Source organism: Sinomicrobium pectinilyticum (genome assembly GCF_003725735.1).
GTDB classification, from domain to species: domain Bacteria; phylum Bacteroidota; class Bacteroidia; order Flavobacteriales; family Flavobacteriaceae; genus Sinomicrobium; species Sinomicrobium pectinilyticum.
Genome location: NZ_RJTM01000064.1, coordinates 13,992 through 32,813, shown reverse-complemented (window position 1 = coordinate 32,813; position 18,822 = coordinate 13,992). Strand labels below are relative to the sequence as shown.

Genomic DNA, 18,822 nt, shown 5'->3' with positions numbered 1-18,822 from the left:
GGTTCCCGGCTGCACTGCGGGATTTTAGTATATTTGTCATGTACTAAAAAAATTTTATCCCTATGCAATAAGGAATCAGTATCCCCGGAATCGTTTCGAAAACAAACTGATAGAAATAGCTGATAATACGGAAAATCATGTTAGGATTAAAACTGCCTACGGACCCCAGATGGGTAAATATCGTAGAGAAAAACATTGAAGAAATACTTACTGACCATGCCTATTGCGAACAGAAAGCGGCAAGCACGGCCATTTCCCTCATCGTATCCTTCCCCGAATACACGGAACTGGTACAGGCCATGACCGCTTTGGTAAAGGAAGAGATAAGCCATTTTAAAATGGTACATGACAGGATTATTGCCCGCGGCTGGGTGTTGGGCAGGGAACGTAAAGACCTGTACGTGGTAGAACTGATGAAATTCTTCCCTAAAGGTGGCAGCCGGGAAAACCATCTCGTTCACCGGCTGTTATACGCCGCCCTGATTGAAGCCCGGAGCTGTGAGCGTTTTCGTTTGTTATCAGAAAACATACAGGATCGGGAACTGGCGGAATTCTACAGGAACCTCATGACCAGTGAGGCCAACCACTATACCATGTTCCTCTCTTTTGCCCGCCAATACGGTAGTAATCGTGAAGTAGTGGACCGCAAATGGCAGGAATTGCTGGAATATGAAGCGGAAATAATGAAAAACCTGGGCAGGAAGGAAACCATGCACGGGTAAATTTACGGATTACCAAATCTCTACAGACTGAAGTCCACAAGTTTTACTAAGCAACGAAATTGTACTCTAGTTTTAGAGGCAAAATGCAGATTTTGAACTATACCCGAGGCCAATAAAACAAAAAATCCCGCCTGACGACGGGATTTTTTTATTGCTGTTATTTTCATGATTATTTCATGAACTTCTCCATAACCTCGTTGCTCACGCCGGTATTGGAGAAACCTCCGTCGTGATACAGGTTCTGCATCGTCACTTTTTTGGTAAGGTCGGAGAAAAGCGATACGGTATAATCCGCACATTCTCCGGCCGTAGCATTACCCAGGGGAGACATCATATCGGCATAAGCGATAAAACCATCAAACCCTTTAACTCCCTGCCCTGCCGTGGTAGGGGTCGGAGACTGGGAAATGGTATTTACCCTCACTTTTTTATCTTTTCCGTAGAAATAGCCGAAACTTCTGGCAATCGATTCGAGATAAGCTTTATTATCGGCCATATCGTTATAGTCCGGGAATGTACGCTGAGCTGCCATATAAGTCAATGCAACTATACTTCCCCACTCGTTCATGGCGTCATTTTTATGCAGGGTTTGCAGCACTTTATGAAAAGAAACCGCAGAAACGTCCCATCCTTTGGTAGTAAAATCGTAATTCTGGTCCGTATAGTGTTTTCCTTTACGGACATTCACAGACATCCCTATGGAATGTAGGACAAAATCGAGTTTACCTCCCAGGATTTCCATGGATTTTTCCACGAGGGCCTGCAGATCTTCCAGATTGGTGGCATCTGCCGGCACAATCTCTGAACCTGTTTTTTCCGCCAGTGCTTTTATCTGTCCCATACGCATAGCGATGGGGGCATTCGTAAGTACGAAAGTACCTCCTTCTTCATGAACTCTTTCTGCAGTTTTCCAGGCAATGGAGTTTTCGTCCAACGCCCCGAAAATAATTCCCTTTTTTCCTTTTAATAAATTGTACATTTCTATCTGTTATGTTTGTCGTTTATGGTTTAACTCTGAGGTTACAGGTTGAAAATGACAGGTTAATCACAAACCCGAAACACAAGATCTCAACCTGAATTTCATCACAATAATAATAATTCCCTGGCATGTGATATGGCCGATTCGGAAATATTTTTACCACTCAGCATTTCGGCTATCTCCACGATACGTTCATCGGTAGATAATGCTTTCATCCGGGTGGAGGTCACTTCTCCCGAATCCTGTTTATATACTTTAAAATGCCCGGCTCCTTTCGCTGCTATCTGCGGCAGGTGGGTAATGGCAAAAACCTGCATGCTGTTTCCCATCTCTTTCATAATATCCCCCATCTTATCGGATACCTCACCGGAAACCCCTGTATCTATTTCATCGAACATAATAGTTGGGAGTTTTTCGTAGCGTGCCAGCACGGCTTTTATAGACAACATTATCCTGGACAGTTCGCCTCCGGACGCCACTTTTTTCAATTCGCCATAGCCGGTCCCCTTATTCGCGGAGAACAAAAAGTGCAGTTCGTCTTTACCGTTGGCAAAAAACGAGGTAGTGGATTTGATCTCTATCCGGAAAGTAGCATTGGGCATTCCGAGCTTCGTCAACGAACTTTCGAGATACTTTTTTAGCTTAGGGGCTTCTTTCACCCTTTTCTCGTGTATTTTCAGGGCTTTTGCGTCCAGTTCTTCTTCCAGCCGGAGTACCTTTAGCTGTTTGTCCTTTATATCGTTCTCCAGGTTTTCCGTGACAGAGACTTTTTCTTCGAGTTCCTTCTGGATCCGTATAAGTTCTTCCACTTCCAGGACATTGTGTTTCTTCTGCAGGTCATAGATAAGCTGTAGCCTGGTGTTTACCTGTTCCAGTTGCTCCGGATCCGCCTCGACGGTTTCGTCTATATTCTGTATCTCATTGAATGTGTCGTCCAGTTCTATGAAAGCGGAATTGATCCTGTTTTGCAATTCTTCAAACCTGGCACCGTACCCGGCAAGTTTCCCCAGTGCATTCCGCATACTGTTCAGGTTTACCAGGATTCCGCTCTGTTCATCACTGAGCAGCTGGGAAGAGAGAGCCAGCTTTTCCTTTATTTCTTCGACATTGCTCAGTGCCTCAAAATGCTCTTCCATTTCTTCGAGCATTCCCGGTTGCAGCCGGGCATCCTGGAGTTCTTTCAGTAAAAAAGCGTTATAATCCTGTTCCTTGTCTGCTTCCTGCTGAAAGTCTATTAATTTCTGAAGTTCCTTTTTAGCTTTATGATATTCTGACAGCCTGGTCTTATAATTCTCTATGTTCCCTTTATTTCCCGCTATGGCATCTATTACCTGAAACTGGAAATCGTTATCGGTAAGCTGCAGGGTCTGATGCTGGGAGTGAATATCTATAAGCCGTATACTCAGCGCCGAAAGTACATCAAGGGTTACCGGGGAATCGTTTACAAAAGCCCGGGATTTACCGCCGGGAAGTATTTCCCTGCGAATGATTGTATGGGGTTCGTAATCCAGATCGAGTTTGGTAAAAAGAGATTCCAGATGGTAATCTTCCACGGAAAACTCGGCTTCCACGATACATTTCTTCTCTTTGTCCTTTAAACTGTTCAGGTCGGCCCTTTTACCCAGTATAAGGGACAACCCGCCCAGCAGAATAGACTTTCCCGCTCCGGTTTCACCGGTAATAATGGTAAGTCCCCTGTCAAAACGAACCCTGAGGTCGTCGATGAGCGCATAGTTTTTTATGGAAAGAGAAAGTAACAATACACAATGGTTTTATACGTTTCAAATATACTAACATTTTTGAATGCGGTAATACCCCCGTTTATGCCACCTGCAAAAATTACAGTTTTCTTCTTTTTCGTTCTTTTTTAAGTAAAGACAATTCCCGGCTGGTTTGCCCGGCCACAGAAGTATTTTCTTCTGCCCGGCGTATCAGATAGGGCATAACATCTTTTACAGGTCCGAAAGGCAGGTATTTTGCCACGTTATATCCGCGTGCCCCGAGGTTATAACTTATGTGATCGCTCATCCCGTATAACTGTCCGAACCACACTCTGGGATCGTCCTTGGCTATACCGCGTTCTTCCATAAGCTCCATAAGCAGGTATGAACTCTCTTCGTTATGCGTACCGGCAAAGATAGCCATACGGTCCAGATGGTCTATCATATATGCCACGGCTTCGTTGTAATTATTATCGGTAGCTTCCTTGGAAGGACAAATGGGACTGGCATACCCCATTTCCTCTGCTCTTTCGTTCTCCTTTTCCATATAGGCACCACGAACCAGTTTTATCCCTACGCAAAATCCTTCTTCTTCGGCCTGTTTATAAAGTTTTTTCAGATAATCCATCCGATCGTGACGATACATTTGCAGGGTATTATATACCACGGCTTTTTCTTTGTTGTACTTGCGCATCATATCGGTGATGAGATTATCTACCGCTTCCTGTATCCAGCTTTCCTCTGCGTCTATCAGCAGCGCTACATCCAGTTGATGTGCCTTGCGGCAGGTAGAATCAAAGCGGTTTACCACCCTGTCCCATTCATCCTGCTCCCTCACGGTAAGTTTTTTACCTTCATTGATTTTCTGGAACAGGGAAAACCTTCCGTACCCCGAAGGTTTGAAAACAGCAAAAGGGATAGAATCCTTTTCTTTAACAAAATTCAGTATATCTATAACCCGTCGGTGAGATTCGTCAAGCGGGTTTTCTTCATCTTTTCCTTCCACGGAATAATCGAGTACGGAAGAAACTCCTTTTTCATACAATTTGTCGATGACCGGCATACAGTCTTCTTCGTTGACACCTCCGCAGAAATGATCGAATACGGTAGACCGTATAAGTCCCTCGACAGGGAGATGTGTTTTTATGGCAAAGTTGGTCACAGCCGTACCAATCCGTACCAAGGGCTGATTCGCGATCAGCTTAAATAGAAAATACGCCCTCTCCAGTTCTACATCGGTTTTTAGGGCGAAGGCAGTTTTTGTGTCTTCAAAAATTTTTTCCATTTACTGTTTCTCATTAAAAAGGTCATTTAATACCGGAAAAAGAACCGGCAGGTTCCCCTTCCATACCGCATTGTACAGTACATAACTACTGCAAGAGAAAACGGTATGCTGTTTTCCGGGACGAAAATAAACGTATTTGTTTAAAATCGACCATAAACAGTGGAAAAAATGTTGCGGAATTTCCAATAAAGACAGTCCGGTATTAATAATTTCTATATTTCGTCCTCCTTTTCGTGCATTTCACCTATTTTATAATGTTTATTTGACAGTGTTAACACTAAAAATACTTCACAAAATGCTTATATTTGGTAGAACTCTAATCAATAAATGTACAAAACTATGAGTGTTAAAGCAAAATATCAGCCGGTACTCGACCTGGGTACGGAATTAAAGATCAAAAACGGCAGTGTGGAAGAAGCCGATGGCATTCTGAAACTGAAAGGAACAACCAAAACACAATACGAAAAAAACGTGCTTTGGGACAAGATCAAGGAAATAGGCGGCAATCAGCCTACTGATATTAAGGCGGACATACGGGTGGAAGAGACCGATGCTTCCGTATATCACCGCCATGTGGTTCAACAAGGGGAAACCCTGGGTAAAATTGCCAAAAAATACTATGGGGATGCTTCTAAATACAACACCATTTTTCAGGCCAATACGGATAAACTGAAAAATCCGGACCTTATTCACCCGGACCAGGAGCTGGTCATTCCCCGACTGTCTTAAAAAAAACAGCCCCGGATTTCATTTAAATCCGGGGCTGTTTTTTTACTCATCCTGTTTTTTTATGATCCGCATGGCGTGATTATAGATACGTTCAAACTGCTCGTTCTTTCCCATGTCCGTATTGTCAAGTTCAATAGCATCCGGAGCCCGGAAGAGAGGTGAATCTTTCCTGTGTGAATCTATGTAGTCCCTGTCGGTTACATTTTTCAGGACCTCCTGAAAGGATATTTCTTTCCCCTTGCCCAACAGTTCTTTATATCTCCTGGTCGCACGGATTTCCGGGGAAGCGGTCATGAACAGTTTTAACTCCGCATCCGGAAAGACTACGGTTCCTATATCCCTGCCATCCATGACAATTCCCCTGTCTTTTCCCATTGCACGCTGCTCTTCCACCAGTTTATGCCTTACTTCGGAAATGGCAGCCACACCACTTACCCGGTTGGAAACATCCATACTTCTTATTTTTTCCTCCACATTCACATCGTTGAGATATGTTTCTCCGTATCCGAGGGTATTGTTAAGCACAAAACGGATTTTGATGTCATCCAGTTTTCCGATAAGGCCTTCCCGGTCTATACCTTCATCTCCGCATAAACCGTTTTCCATAGCATACAACGTAACCGCCCTATACATAGCCCCGGTATCTACATAGATATACCCCAGTTCTTTAGCAAGTCTTTTGGCAATGGTACTCTTACCGGTCGAAGAATAACCGTCAATGGCAATAATAATTTTTTTCATTCGAATAATTCTATTAAATAATACGGTTTCAAAAACAGCAATTTTCTTCGTTCTATCGCCGGAAATCCCCATTACATACCACTGCTGTCTACCTATACAAATTAAGTAATTCTCTCCTTATCACCTATTGTTTCCCAAAAGTATTTTGAAAAAAATGATTTTTATCAGAAAGAGACATTTTTTATAAAACGCCGGAAAAAATATTTTATGATGTTGCTTTTTACCCGGAACCGGAATAAAAAAAGGATGTCGCAAATGACCTGCAACATCCTTTTCCGGTTTGTATGTGTTTTTCGGAAAACTACTCTCCCATCGCCGCAGCTACGGCAGCTGACAGCCTTTTATAGGTTCCGTTTTCCAGACGGTCACGGATTGCCGAAAAGGCATCGAGTGTTTCGCTAACGTCTTCGAGTGTGTGCGTTGCTGTCGGGATCATACGAAGAAGTATCAATCCCTTCGGAATTACGGGATATACTACGATAGAACAGAAAATCCCGTAATTCTCCCTGAGGTCCTTGACCAGTGCCATGGCTTCCGGGATACTTCCGTTCAGGTATACCGGGGTGACACAGGTATTGGTTGTACCGATATTAAAGCCCCGGTCTTTGAGGCCGTTCTGTAACGCATCCACATTTTCCCATAATTTACCTTTCAGCTCCGGCATGGTGCGCAGCATCTCAAGGCGTTTCAGTGCTCCTTTCACAAACACCATAGGCAGGGATTTTGCAAACATCTGCGAACGCAGGTTGTACTTCAGGTAATCGATGATCTCTTTGTCTCCCGCGAGGAATGCCCCTATACTCGCCATAGATTTGGCAAACGTGGCAAAATACACATCGATATCTTCCTGAATTCCCTGTTCTTCTCCTGCTCCCGCCCCGGTAGTTCCCAGGGTCCCGAAACCGTGGGCATCATCCACCAGAAGACGGAACTTATACTTTTTCTTAAGCGCTACGATTTCCTTCAGTTTTCCTTGCTCGCCACGCATACCGAACACGCCTTCGGAGATAACAAGTATTCCTCCTCCGGTCTGTTCCGCCATTTTAGTGGCCCGTTCCAGGTTCTTTTCAAGACTGTCTATATCATTGTGCATAAAGGTAAACCGTTTACCCATATGCAGGCGCACGCCGTCTATGATACAAGCGTGGGAATCCACATCATAAACAATAATATCATCCTTGGTAACCAATGCATCTATTGCAGAGACCATCCCCTGGTAACCGAAATTCAGCAAATATGCCGCTTCTTTCTTAACAAAAGCCGCAAGTTCGTTCTGAAGTTGCTCATGGACATCGGTATGTCCGCTCATCATTCTGGCTCCCATGGGATATGCACAACCGTGCTCCGCGGCCGCTTCGGCATCTGCCTTCAACACCTCGGGATGGTTGGCAAGCCCCAGATAATCATTAATACTCCAGGTTATAACCTCTTTACCATTGAACTTCATTCTATTGGAAATCGGCCCTTCGAGTTTCGGAAAAACAAAATATCCTTCCGCCTGCGAAGCCCATTTTCCCAATGGTCCCTTATTTTCAATGATCCTATCAAATAAATCCTTCATGTAGATCTCAAAATTTAAGATAAATTTTCTTTAGCACGAACAAGCTAAATTACGTATTTTAAGAATTCGTTCACAAAAATTCTCGGGAAGATATGAACTATTAGTGCCTATTTTGTAAACAAACATCCGCAAAAATGCGGATGTCTTAGAAAATTCTTACTTAATGTATTCTATTTTCTGTTCCTCTTCAATGTTTTTACTATCAAAAAATCCTTGTTCCCGCATCCATTCATCACTGTATATCTTACTCATATACCTGGAACCGTGATCGGGAAATATCATAATAACATTGCTGTTCTTATCAAATTCCCCTTCTGCGGAAAGCTGTTTGACTGCCTGCATCACCGCTCCGCTGGTATAACCGACAAAAAGGCCTTCCGTTTTGGATACCTCTCTTGCGGTATGTGCGCTTTCTTCATCGGTTACCTTGATGAACTTATCGATAACATCAAAATCCGTTGCTGTAGGGATAAGGTTTTTACCGAGACCTTCTATCCGGTACGGGTATATCTCTTTGGAATCGAACTCCCCGGTCTCGTGGTATTTTTTGAGTACGGAACCATAGGCATCTACACCTATGACTTTTATTTTCGTACCGTTCTTTTTGGCTTGTTCTTTGAGGTATCTGGCAGTCCCGGAGATAGTCCCCCCGGTTCCGCTACAGGCTATAAGGTGAGTAATGGCTCCGCCTGTCTGTTTCCATATTTCGGGGCCCGTAGTGTTATAGTGGGCATCGATATTCAACTCGTTAAAATACTGGTTTATATAAACCGACCCTTTAATCTCTTCGTGCATACGCCTTGCCACCTGGTAGTATGACCGCGGGTCATCGGCACTTACATGAGCAGGGCATACATATACTTTGGCCCCCATAGAGCGCAGCATGTCTATTTTATCTTTCGAGGATTTGGAGCTTACGGCAAGTACACAATCATACCCTTTTACGATACTCACCATTGCAATACTGAACCCCGTGTTTCCCGAGGTTGTTTCGATGATCGTATCTCCCGGTTTCAGAATTCCGCTCCTTTCTGCTTGTTCAATGATATGAAGCGCTATTCTGTCTTTCGTGGAGTGGCCGGGATTAAAAGCTTCAACTTTTGCATAAAAATTTCCTTGGAGGGAATTGGTTATGGCATTAAGTTTTATAATTGGCGTATTTCCGATTAGTTCTAATACGTTATCGTAAGCCTTAATCTTTTGTTCCATATAACTTGTATTTGGTTTCAAAGTCGGTTCTTTTAAAAAAACCAAAAACCGAGCAAATTTAGTTATTTTTTTTTATTACTCTTTAATTCCCTCCAAATCTAACAGGAAAGCATACTCTTCCGCGACCTCCCGAAGTGCTTCAAAACGCCCCGAGGCACCACTGTGGCCCGCATCCATATTGGTATGAAAAAGAAGTAAATTATTATCTGTTTTTAAATCCCGTAACTTGGCCACCCACTTCGCAGGTTCCCAGTACTGCACCTGAGAGTCGTGATACCCGGTCGTTACCAGCATATTGGGATATGCCTGCGCCTTTACGTTATCGTAAGGAGAGTAGGATTTTATGTAATTATAGTATTCCCTGTCATTGGGATTGCCCCACTCGTCGTATTCACCGGTAGTCAGCGGTATGGATTCGTCCAGCATCGTGGTCACCACATCCACAAACGGTACTGCTGCAACGACACCGTTATAGAGTTGCGGCGCCATATTTACCACAACCCCCATAAGCAGCCCTCCGGCAGAACCTCCCATCGCGTAAAGGTGTTTGGGGGAGGTATATTTTTCATCGATCAGGAACTGAGAACAATCTACAAAATCGGTGAATGTATTCTTCTTTTTGAGTAGTTTTCCGTCTTCATACCAGGGTCTTCCGAGGTATTCTCCTCCCCTGATATGTGCAATTGCATAGATAAAGCCACGGTCCAGCAGGCTGAGCCTTACCGTGGAAAAATAAGGGTCTATCGTAGAACCGTACGATCCGTAACCATACAACAGCAACGGATTTTTCCCGTCTTTTTTAATCCCCTTCCGGTATACGAGGGAAACGGGAACTTTTTTGCCGTCCCGTGCCGTTGCCCATATCCTTTCGGATGTATAGTTATCTTTATTGAACTTTCCTCCCAGCACCTCCTGCTCTTTTTTCACCTCTTTTTCGCGGGTAACCATATTAAAATCTATAGTGGAAAGCGGTGTGGTAAGCGAATTATAGCCATACCGGAGAATATCCGTATCGAATTCGATATTTGTACCGGTGTAGGCCGTATAGGTTTCATTATCAAAAGGCAGGTAATAGTCCTCTTCTCCATCCCAGCGCATAATACGTATCTTGTTCAGTCCCTGGTTTCGTTCGCTGACTACCAGAAAATCCTTGAAAATATCTATATCTTCCAGCAAAACGTCGTCCCGGTGCGGCAATACCTCCTCCCAATGTTCTTTTCCGGTATTGGTCTCGGCTGTTTTCATGAGTTTGAAATTGGTAGCACCGTCTGTATTGGTCACAATATAAAAATGATCGTTATAATGCGAGATACTATATTCCAGTCCGCGTGTCCTAGGCTGGAAAACCTTAAAATCCCCGGTAGGTTCGTCGGCAGAAAGTATACTGTATTCGGTAGTAAGTGTACTGTGTGACCCTGCCACAATGTACTTTCTGGATTTTGTCTTATACACAAAGGCATTGAAGGTATCGTCCTTTTCATGATATACGAGTTCATCCGCCTTTTCCTGCCCCAGGATATGCCTGTAAATTTTTTCCGATCTCAGGGTCTTGGGGTCTTTGACCGTATAAAACAGTGTTCTGTTATCGTTACCCCAGGTACTTCCCCCGGTAGTATTGTCAATTTCCAGTGGATATATCTCCCCGGTCTCCAGGTTTTTCACCCGGATAGTGTATATCCTCCTGCTGATGGTATCCACACCAAACGCGGCCAGTTTGTTGTCCGGACTGATGTTAATCCCTTTCAACTGGAAATAAGAATGCTCCTTTGCCATCTCATTGCAATCAAAAAGGATCTCTTCCTTCCCTTCCAGCGAATCTTTCCTCCGGGTATACACCGGGTAGTCTTTTCCGGTCTCATAGCGGGTAACATACCAGTAACCGTTATAGAAATAAGGAACGGATTCATCATCTTCCTTGATCCTGGATTTCATTTCTTCGAAGAGATTTTCCTGGAACAGCCTGGTATGCGCAGTCATTTTCTCATTATAGTCATTTTCCCGCTCCAGGTAATCTATAACCTCCGGATTGTCCCTTTCGTTCATCCAGAAATAGTCATCTATTCGTATGTCACCGTGCTTTTTTAAAGAAGTAGTTTTTTTTTCCGCAATGGGAGGTGTAATGTTTTTGGTCACTTTTGAAGTATTTTCATTTTTACAAGATGTTGCAAAAATAACACTTATAATAAGCAAGACACTTATTTTTTTCATAACGATTTTATAATATTTTCGCCCAAAAAGCAGTACAATTTAATAATTTTGCTTTTACAATTCTTTAAAATCAGGAAATAATGTTTGGAGATTTAACCGGGATCATGGGGAAACTCAAAGAAACCCAGAAAAAGATCGAGGAGACTAAAAAACGCTTAGACAGTGTTTTAATAGATGAAAGTTCAAGTGATGGTTTGCTGAAAATCACCATTACGGCAAATCGACAGATCAAGGCTGTCGACATTGCTCCTTCCCTGTTCGAAGATCGTGAACAGCTGGAAGATTACTTGGTTATCACTTTAAACAAGGCAATAGAAAAGGCTACAAAGGTAAACGAGGCCGAACTTGCTTCCGTAGCTAAAGATGGCATGCCAAATATTCCGGGAATGGATATGTTTAAATGATCTTACGGACCATCCGGAAAACAACAGCAAAAGCCTGCGAACCACCACGCATTAATCGCCGGGTTTCCAGGCTTTTTCACTTCACGACTTCATGTAGCACATCCAGGCATCCTCAATAATTTAACACCAGGCTTCCTCTTTTTTTAGTATATTTACTACTCACAACCAAAAACAGTACCTCTATGTTTGAATTAAAGAAGAATACCAAAGGGGGCTTTCACTTTACTTTAAAGGCCAAAAACGGACAAGTAATCCTGAGCAGTGAGGCGTACAGCAGTAAAAGTGCTGCTGAAAACGGGATAGCTTCGGTAAAGAAAAATGCCCAGGACGAAACCAAATTCGAAAGAAAAACAGCCAAGAACGGCAAGTTTTATTTCAACCTGAAAGCGGGAAACGGACAGATTATCGGCACCAGCCAGATGTATGCCTCGGAGGCCGGGATGGAAAACGGCATCGATTCCGTTAAAAACAATGCCCCGGGAGCAGGAATAGGGGAAGAACCCTGATCTGTAGTGTGGTTTTAGGTCATTTATCTTCTTTTTTCATAAACTTTTTCATGAGGCCGACCTGTTCCTCCATATGATCCTTGATCCCCGCCAGCAACTCGATATCTTTCGGGGTTTTTTCTGTTTTATCGGCCGGGTTTTGCGCCTTGTTCCGCAGGCGGTTCATTCCTTTCACCACCAGGAACATACAGAAAGCAATAATGAGGAAATCAAAAAAAGATTCCACGAGTTCCCCGTAACCTATGGCTACCTTATTGGCCACAACCTCTCCTTTTTCGCCTGTAATGGCTTTACGAAGAACCCACTCTTTATCTTTAAAATTCACGTCTGAAACCAGCAGGGACACGGGCGGCATCAGTATTTTCTTGACCAGAACATCCGTTACCTTATTAAAAGATGCTCCTATGATAACACCGATGGCAATGTCCATCATATTCCCTTTAACAGCAAACTCCTTAAACTCCTTGTATATCTTAACCATTGTTCCTGTTATTTTAAATCTCCATTATCCTCCGCAGAAGATATTTTATTCAAAATCCAGACGGATCTGTGATTTTCCGGAAGCTTCTACACTGTCGGGATCCTTTTTTACGGTATCATCTTCATCTTCCATATTCACATCTTCCGATTCAGCTTCTTCGGCTTCTTCATAAGGCAACGGGTCGAGCAGGTTCACCTGCTTCACCTTCTCGGCCGTAAGCTGGTTGCCCAGGGCCTTGATCCCCTTAATAGTAATAAAATCTTCCAGGTCAACGACCAGGTTTTCCCGAGCCTGTTTTCCTCTCGGTTTTACAAATTCCACTTCGGCTACCGGCCTCCACTCCGTGGATACCACTTCCAGTTGGGATTTCGGATGTTCCGTAATAAACAATTCTTCTTTGTTCTCATTTTCTATAAGGAAGCGCTTGACAAAATATTTTTCTTTTTCCCCGTCATAATAGATTGCCGAGACCGGTTTTTTCGGGTTCCATTTTTCGAGTACCACCATATTCTGATCAAAATGCACGGAAAGGTCAGGTGATAAGGTTTTCACCATGCCGGACTGTGTTATCACCAGCAACCTGTCTTCACCTTTGAATGCCCCGAGAAGTTCTCCCCTTCCGTCTACATTGAGCCGCTGTACCGTCTCGTCAAACCAGATTTTTCTGGGTTTGAGCGTAGACACTCCTTTTTCCTTCAGTTCTATACGCTTAATCCCGTATTTTGTAACGAGATTTCCTTTGGATTGCCTTCCTTTGATAAGGATATCGGCAAAATCCACATCCCATTTCAATTTCTTAATACTTCCGGCCTGGCGCAGGAATATGGTTATCATTTCTGCCTCTCCATTCGGATTTGCGGAAAAATAAAGTATTTCGGAACCTTTTTTACCCTGGGCAAGATCATACTCCCGGTCTCTTGTTACTCCCGTAACATGGAACCTTTTTATATAACTTGCACCTCCTTTTCCATCTTTATAGACCAGGTTGTAAACAGTGCGTTTATCTTTTTTCCTGAATACGGCTACATGGATGATATTTTTACCTATAAAAGTCTTGGCCTCCACCTTAGTCACCACCATTTTCCCTTCTTTAGTGAACACGATAATATCATCTATATCGCTACAATCACAAACGTATTCGTCCTTCCGAAGGGAAGTCCCCACGAAACCTTCTTCCCGGTTTACATAGAGTTTGGTATTTCGTATAACTACTTTAGTAGCCTCTATATCGTCAAATACACGGATCTCTGTCTTTCGCTCCCTTCCCTCGCCATACGTCTTTTTAAGCCTGGCAAAATAATCTATGGCGTACCCTATGAGATTTGCAAGATGATGTTTTACCTGTTCTATTTCCCCCTCCAGCGCTTCGATCTTTTCCTGGGCCTTATCAATATCAAACTTGGAGATACGTTTGATCCGTATTTCCGTCAACCTTACGATATCTTCTTCGGTAACGGCACGTTTCAGGTGTTTTATATGAGGCTGCAATCCTTTATCGATAGCAGATATCACTCCCTCCCACGTCTCTTCTTCTTCAATGTCACGGTATATCCTGTTCTCTATAAAAATGCGTTCCAGGGAAGCAAAATGCCACTGCTCTTCGAACTCCTGCAACTGTATTTCCAGTTCCTGTTTCAGCAACTGCACGGTAAAGTCCGTAGACCTCCTCAGCATTTCCGACACGCCTATAAACAAAGGCTTATTATCCTCGATAACACATCCCAAAGGCGATATGGAAGTTTCGCAGGAAGTGAAAGCGTACAGCGCATCTATGGTCTTATCCGGGGAAATACCGGAAGGCAGGTGCACCAGTATTTCTACCTCGGCCGCCGTGTTATCCTCTATTTTTTTGATCTTTATCTTCCCCTTTTCATTGGCCTTCAGTATGGAATCTATAAGGGAAGAGGTATTGGAGCCGTAAGGTATCTGGGTAATGACCAGCGTATTCTTATCCAACTGGGATATTTTGGCCCTTACCCTTATTTTACCGCCACGGTTACCGTCATTATAGTTGGACACATCCATAATACCCGCGGTAGGAAAATCGGGGTATATGGTAAACGATTTTCCTTTGAGGTATTTTACGGAAGCATCTATCAGTTCCAGAAAATTGTGCGGGAGTATTTTTGTGGAAAGCCCTACCGCAATACCTTCGGCTCCCTGGGCCAGAAGCAACGGAAACTTGACCGGCAGGTTGATGGGTTCCTTTTTTCTTCCGTCATAACTAAGCTGCCATTCCGTGATCTTGGGACTGTATACCACTTCGAGGGCAAACCTCGAGAGTCTTGCCTCTATATACCTGGGGGCCGCGGCACCGTCTCCGGTAAGGATATTCCCCCAGTTTCCCTGCGTATCGATAAGCAGATCCTTTTGCCCTATCTGGACCATTGCATCTCCTATACTTGCATCCCCGTGAGGGTGATACTGCATGGTATGCCCCACAATGTTGGCTACCTTGTTGTAGCGCCCGTCGTCCAGCTCTTTCATGGAATGCAGGATACGGCGCTGTACAGGCTTAAAGCCATCTTCTATGGCAGGAACGGCACGTTCCAGGATCACATAAGAAGCATAATCCAAAAACCAGTCTTTATACATCCCGGTGACCCGGGTTATGGAATCTGCGTTTGTTTCTTCGTTATTCAGATCTTGATTCTCGTTATTTTCCTCCATGTGTATGTAGAGAGATTTAAAAAACTTGTATGGTGAGTTTGTTCGTAACTTTAATAAAAAGAGCAGGGTATACCTGCAACAAAAACAGAACTATTCTTCCTCTATAAGGTCCAGTTCCACTTTCAGGTTATTAATAATAAACTCCTGCCTGTCCGGGGTGTTCTTGCCCATATAGAACTCCAGAAGGTTGTCTATTGACATCGCCTTGTCCAGCATCACCGGGTCAAGCCTGATATCATCCCCGATAAAATATTTGAACTCATCCGGGGAAATCTCCCCGAGCCCCTTAAACCTCGTGATTTCCGGTTTCCCTTTCAATTTACGTATAGCCTCCTGCTTTTCTTCTTCGCTGTAGCAATAAATAGTCTCTTTCTTGTTCCTCACGCGGAACAACGGGGTTTGCAGGATATACAGGTGGCCTTCCTTGATAAGCTCCGGAAAGAACTGCAGGAAAAACGTGATCAGGAGCAAGCGTATGTGCATTCCGTCCACATCGGCATCGGTAGCGATAACAATATTATTGTACCGGAGATCCTCAAAAGACTCTTCGATATTCAGTGCGGATTGCAGAAGGTTAAACTCTTCGTTCTCATACACTACTTTTTTGCTCATCCCGTAGGAATTAAGCGGTTTTCCCCGAAGGCTGAAGACCGCCTGGGTATTGACGTCCCTCGATTTGGTGATAGAACCGGAAGCGGAGTCTCCCTCGGTTATGAAGAGGGTGGATTCCAGTCGCCTCTCGTTCTTCATATCCATAAGATGCACGCGGCAATCCCGGAGTTTCTTATTGTGCAAACTGGCCTTTTTGGCACGCTCCCTGGCAAGTTTCCGTATGCCGGAAAGTTCTTTTCGTTCCCGTTCGGCCTGAAGTATTTTCCGTTGCAGCTTTTCGGCCGTCTCCGCGTTTTTATGCAGGTAATTATCCAGTTGCGTACCTATAAAATCATTGACATAGGTCCTTACGGTCGGCAATCCGTCGCCCATATCGGTAGACCCTAGTTTGGTTTTGGTCTGACTCTCAAAGACAGGCTCCATAACTTTCAGGGAAACAGCTGCTATAATGGATTTGCGTATATCCGATGCATCGTAATTCTTTCCGTAAAAATCACGGATCGTTTTTACCACAGCCTCCCGGAAAGCGGCCAGGTGCGTCCCCCCCTGGGTGGTGTTCTGTCCGTTTACAAAGGAGTGATATTCCTCGCTGTACTGGGTCCTGCTATGGGTCATTGCCACCTCTATATCCGTCCCTTTCAGATGGATGATCGGGTACAGCATATCATCCATATTGTTATTGTCCTCCAGCAGGTCTTTAAGACCGTTTTCGGAATAAAATTTCTCTCCGTTAAAAACTATGGTAAGCCCCGGGTTCAGGTAGACATAATTTTTAAGCATCCGTTCGATGTACTCGTTCCGGAACTTGTAATTCTTAAATATCGTTTCGTCCGGGATAAAAGACACCTTGGTACCCCTTCTCCTGGAGGTTTCGGATAATTCTTCTTCGTTGACCAGGTTCCCGGTTTCAAACTCGGCGGATTTTGATTTGTTGTCCCTGGTAGATTCTACCCGAAAATAAGAAGAAAGCGCATTCACTGCCTTGGTACCTACCCCGTTGAGTCCCACCGATTTCTTAAAGGCCCTGGAGTCGTATTTCCCCCCGGTATTCATTTTGGATACCACATCCACCACTTTCCCCAGCGGGATTCCCCGGCCATAGTCCCTCACGGTAACCTTATTTCCCTGTATACTTATTTCGATGGTCTTTCCCGCTCCCATCACAAATTCGTCTATACAGTTGTCCATCACTTCTTTCAAAAGGATGTAGATACCGTCATCCGCACTCGAACCGTCCCCCAACTTACCGATATACATCCCGGGACGCATTCGTATATGCTCTTTCCAGTCCAGTGAACGTATATTGTCTTCGGTATACTGAGATGTTTGCGACATTTTATAAGAAGTTTGGTTTTGGCTAATATAGCAACTCCGCCTAAAATATGAAAGACGTTAAAATTAAATTAATCAACAACAGTAGTGGCAATATTGTTGATTAACAAACCCCGGCAAACATGAATTTGCGAGTCGTGAAAGACAGGAACAGCCCTAAAACGGCCATTCCCCGATATTCCGGATTATACGTTGAACCGGAAATGCATTACATCTCCGTCCTGTACCACGTATTCTTTCCCCTCTACACGCATTTTCCCTGCTTCCTTGACCTTTGCTTCACTGCCAAGGGTTACATAATCATTATACCCTATAACCTCGGCACGAATAAATCCTTTTTCGAAATCGGTATGAATAACGCCTGCGGCCTGTGGTGCCGTAGCACCGACGGGAACGGTCCACGCCCTGACTTCCTTAACACCCGCCGTAAAATAGGTCTGAAGGTCCAGAAGCTTATAAGCCGCACGGATCAATCGGGATACTCCCGGTTCTTCCAGCCCTATATCCTGAAGAAACATCTGCCGTTCTTCATAATCTTCCAGCTCCGCAATATCTGCTTCCGTAGCCACAGCCAACACTATGATCTCCGCGTTTTCATCCTTTATGCCCTCTTTCACTTTATCCACATAGGCATTACCGTCTTTGGCTGAAGCTTCGTCTACATTACATACATACAGGATCGGTTTTGCCGTAAGCAACTGAAAACCCTTTATGATCTCTTTTTCTTCTTCGTTCACCTCTACCGCCCTTGCGGAAATCCCGCTTTCCAGAGCTGATTTGAATTTTTGCAGTACCGCCTGTTCCTTTTGCGCATTCTTATCACCGGTCTTGGCTGCGCGGTTCACTTTTTCCAGGCGTTTATCTACGGTATCGAGGTCCTTAAGCTGCAGTTCAATATCTATGGTCTCTTTATCCCTTACCGGGTCTACACTGCCGTCCACATGCACAATATTGCTATTGTCAAAACAGCGAAGTACGTGAATGATAGCATGACATTCCCGGATATTCCCCAAAAACTGGTTGCCAAGACCTTCTCCCTTACTCGCTCCTTTTACCAGTCCGGCGATATCTACGATTTCCACCGTTGCAGGCAAAACCCTTTCGGGCTGCACCAGTTCCTCCAGTTTTTCCAGCCTGTAATCGGGCACATTAACCACTCCCAGGTTCGGCTCAATGGTACAGAACGGAAAATTGGCGCTCTGAGCCTTGGCATTGGACAAACAGTTGAACAAAGTTGATTTTCCTACATTGGGTAATCCTACTATTCCGGCTTTCATCTTGATATAGAGTATTGAATTTTGCGCTGCAAATATAAGAGGAATTAACCATTCTTTATCACAGTATTATCCACACATTTACAACACTTTATAAAAACCTGAAAACATACAACAGGGAAAAAAGCTTCTGAAAACTTCACCCGATGGGATATAATTAGGGGTCAGCAACATAATTTTCTACCGGGAAACAACATCAAAAATTCCTTTATCTTTATTGTTCGGGCGACCGGAAACCAAACTGCCCTTCCTGTTCCTGCTTTCCACAACACCTCTCCCGACAAAACAACAGGATCAAAGTACAAGAAAGAAATGACCATGGGACTTCCCCGGCCACCCGAACGGGTAAAAACACACTATTATTGTCCGGACAGGATATCGACAATCT

At 44.0% G+C, this 18,822-nt stretch carries 15 protein-coding genes; 4 read left to right on the top strand and 11 right to left on the bottom strand.

Features of this window, described 5'->3' with window-relative positions:
* Positions 1-137 precede the first annotated feature (137 nt).
* Entirely contained in the window at positions 138-722 is a 585-nt protein-coding gene (gene miaE / locus ED312_RS09095; RefSeq protein ID WP_123215693.1) for a tRNA-(ms[2]io[6]A)-hydroxylase, read from the top strand.
* Positions 723-891: 169 nt separating this feature from the next.
* On the opposite strand, the gene ED312_RS09090 is transcribed toward miaE, so the two are convergent.
* From ED312_RS09090 to ED312_RS09080, 3 genes are all read right to left on the bottom strand, one after another.
* Positions 892-1,701 carry an enoyl-ACP reductase FabI gene (locus ED312_RS09090; protein WP_123215692.1) on the bottom strand — a complete coding sequence of 270 codons (810 nt, stop codon included), beginning with the start codon at positions 1,699-1,701 and terminating at the stop codon, positions 892-894.
* A 104-nt stretch (positions 1,702-1,805) separates the two neighbouring features.
* A complete protein-coding gene (gene recN, locus ED312_RS09085) occupies positions 1,806-3,461 on the bottom strand; it encodes a DNA repair protein RecN (protein ID WP_123215691.1) in 1,656 nt (551 codons plus the stop codon).
* A 79-nt stretch (positions 3,462-3,540) separates the two neighbouring features.
* Positions 3,541-4,707, bottom strand: coding sequence for a proline dehydrogenase family protein (locus ED312_RS09080; RefSeq protein ID WP_123215690.1), 1,167 nt, complete (start codon positions 4,705-4,707; stop codon positions 3,541-3,543).
* Positions 4,708-5,046: 339 nt separating this feature from the next.
* Between ED312_RS09080 and ED312_RS09070 the strand changes: the two genes are divergently transcribed.
* A complete protein-coding gene (locus tag ED312_RS09070) occupies positions 5,047-5,436 on the top strand; it encodes a LysM peptidoglycan-binding domain-containing protein (protein WP_123215734.1) in 390 nt (129 codons plus the stop codon).
* Between the two features lie 42 nt (positions 5,437-5,478).
* Here ED312_RS09070 and cmk read toward each other — a convergent pair whose 3' ends face one another.
* From cmk to ED312_RS09050, 4 genes are all read right to left on the bottom strand, one after another.
* Positions 5,479-6,177, bottom strand: a complete 699-nt coding sequence (gene cmk, locus ED312_RS09065; RefSeq protein ID WP_123215688.1) for a (d)CMP kinase — start codon at positions 6,175-6,177, stop codon at positions 5,479-5,481.
* 301 nt (positions 6,178-6,478) lie between these two features.
* The gene (locus tag ED312_RS09060; protein WP_123215687.1) at positions 6,479-7,738 is read right to left on the bottom strand and encodes an aminotransferase class I/II-fold pyridoxal phosphate-dependent enzyme; all 1,260 of its coding nucleotides are present in this window, start codon (positions 7,736-7,738) and stop codon (positions 6,479-6,481) included.
* Positions 7,739-7,894: 156 nt separating this feature from the next.
* Complete coding sequence (locus ED312_RS09055; protein WP_123215686.1) at positions 7,895-8,947, bottom strand: PLP-dependent cysteine synthase family protein; 1,053 nt, start codon at positions 8,945-8,947, stop codon at positions 7,895-7,897.
* Between the two features lie 75 nt (positions 8,948-9,022).
* Positions 9,023-11,155 (bottom strand): S9 family peptidase, encoded by a 2,133-nt coding sequence (locus ED312_RS09050; RefSeq protein ID WP_123215685.1) that lies wholly within the window; start codon positions 11,153-11,155, stop codon positions 9,023-9,025.
* A gap of 80 nt (positions 11,156-11,235) precedes the next feature.
* Between ED312_RS09050 and ED312_RS09045 the strand changes: the two genes are divergently transcribed.
* Positions 11,236-11,559: a YbaB/EbfC family nucleoid-associated protein gene (locus tag ED312_RS09045; RefSeq protein ID WP_123215684.1), complete on the top strand. Its 324-nt coding sequence runs from the start codon at positions 11,236-11,238 to the stop codon at positions 11,557-11,559.
* Between the two features lie 182 nt (positions 11,560-11,741).
* On the top strand, positions 11,742-12,065 hold the full coding sequence (locus tag ED312_RS09040; protein ID WP_123215683.1) for a YegP family protein: 324 nt from the start codon (positions 11,742-11,744) through the stop codon (positions 12,063-12,065).
* 19 nt (positions 12,066-12,084) lie between these two features.
* On the opposite strand, the gene mscL is transcribed toward ED312_RS09040, so the two are convergent.
* The 4 genes from mscL to ychF form a co-directional block, all read right to left on the bottom strand.
* Entirely contained in the window at positions 12,085-12,546 is a 462-nt protein-coding gene (mscL, locus tag ED312_RS09035; RefSeq protein ID WP_123215682.1) for a large conductance mechanosensitive channel protein MscL, read from the bottom strand.
* 45 nt (positions 12,547-12,591) lie between these two features.
* On the bottom strand, positions 12,592-15,216 hold the full coding sequence (locus ED312_RS09030; RefSeq protein WP_123215681.1) for a DNA gyrase/topoisomerase IV subunit A: 2,625 nt from the start codon (positions 15,214-15,216) through the stop codon (positions 12,592-12,594).
* Between the two features lie 90 nt (positions 15,217-15,306).
* A complete protein-coding gene (locus ED312_RS09025; protein WP_123215680.1) occupies positions 15,307-17,163 on the bottom strand; it encodes a DNA topoisomerase IV subunit B in 1,857 nt (618 codons plus the stop codon).
* 182 nt (positions 17,164-17,345) lie between these two features.
* Positions 17,346-18,437, bottom strand: a complete 1,092-nt coding sequence (gene ychF / locus ED312_RS09020; protein ID WP_123215679.1) for a redox-regulated ATPase YchF — start codon at positions 18,435-18,437, stop codon at positions 17,346-17,348.
* Positions 18,438-18,822: the final 385 nt, after the last annotated feature.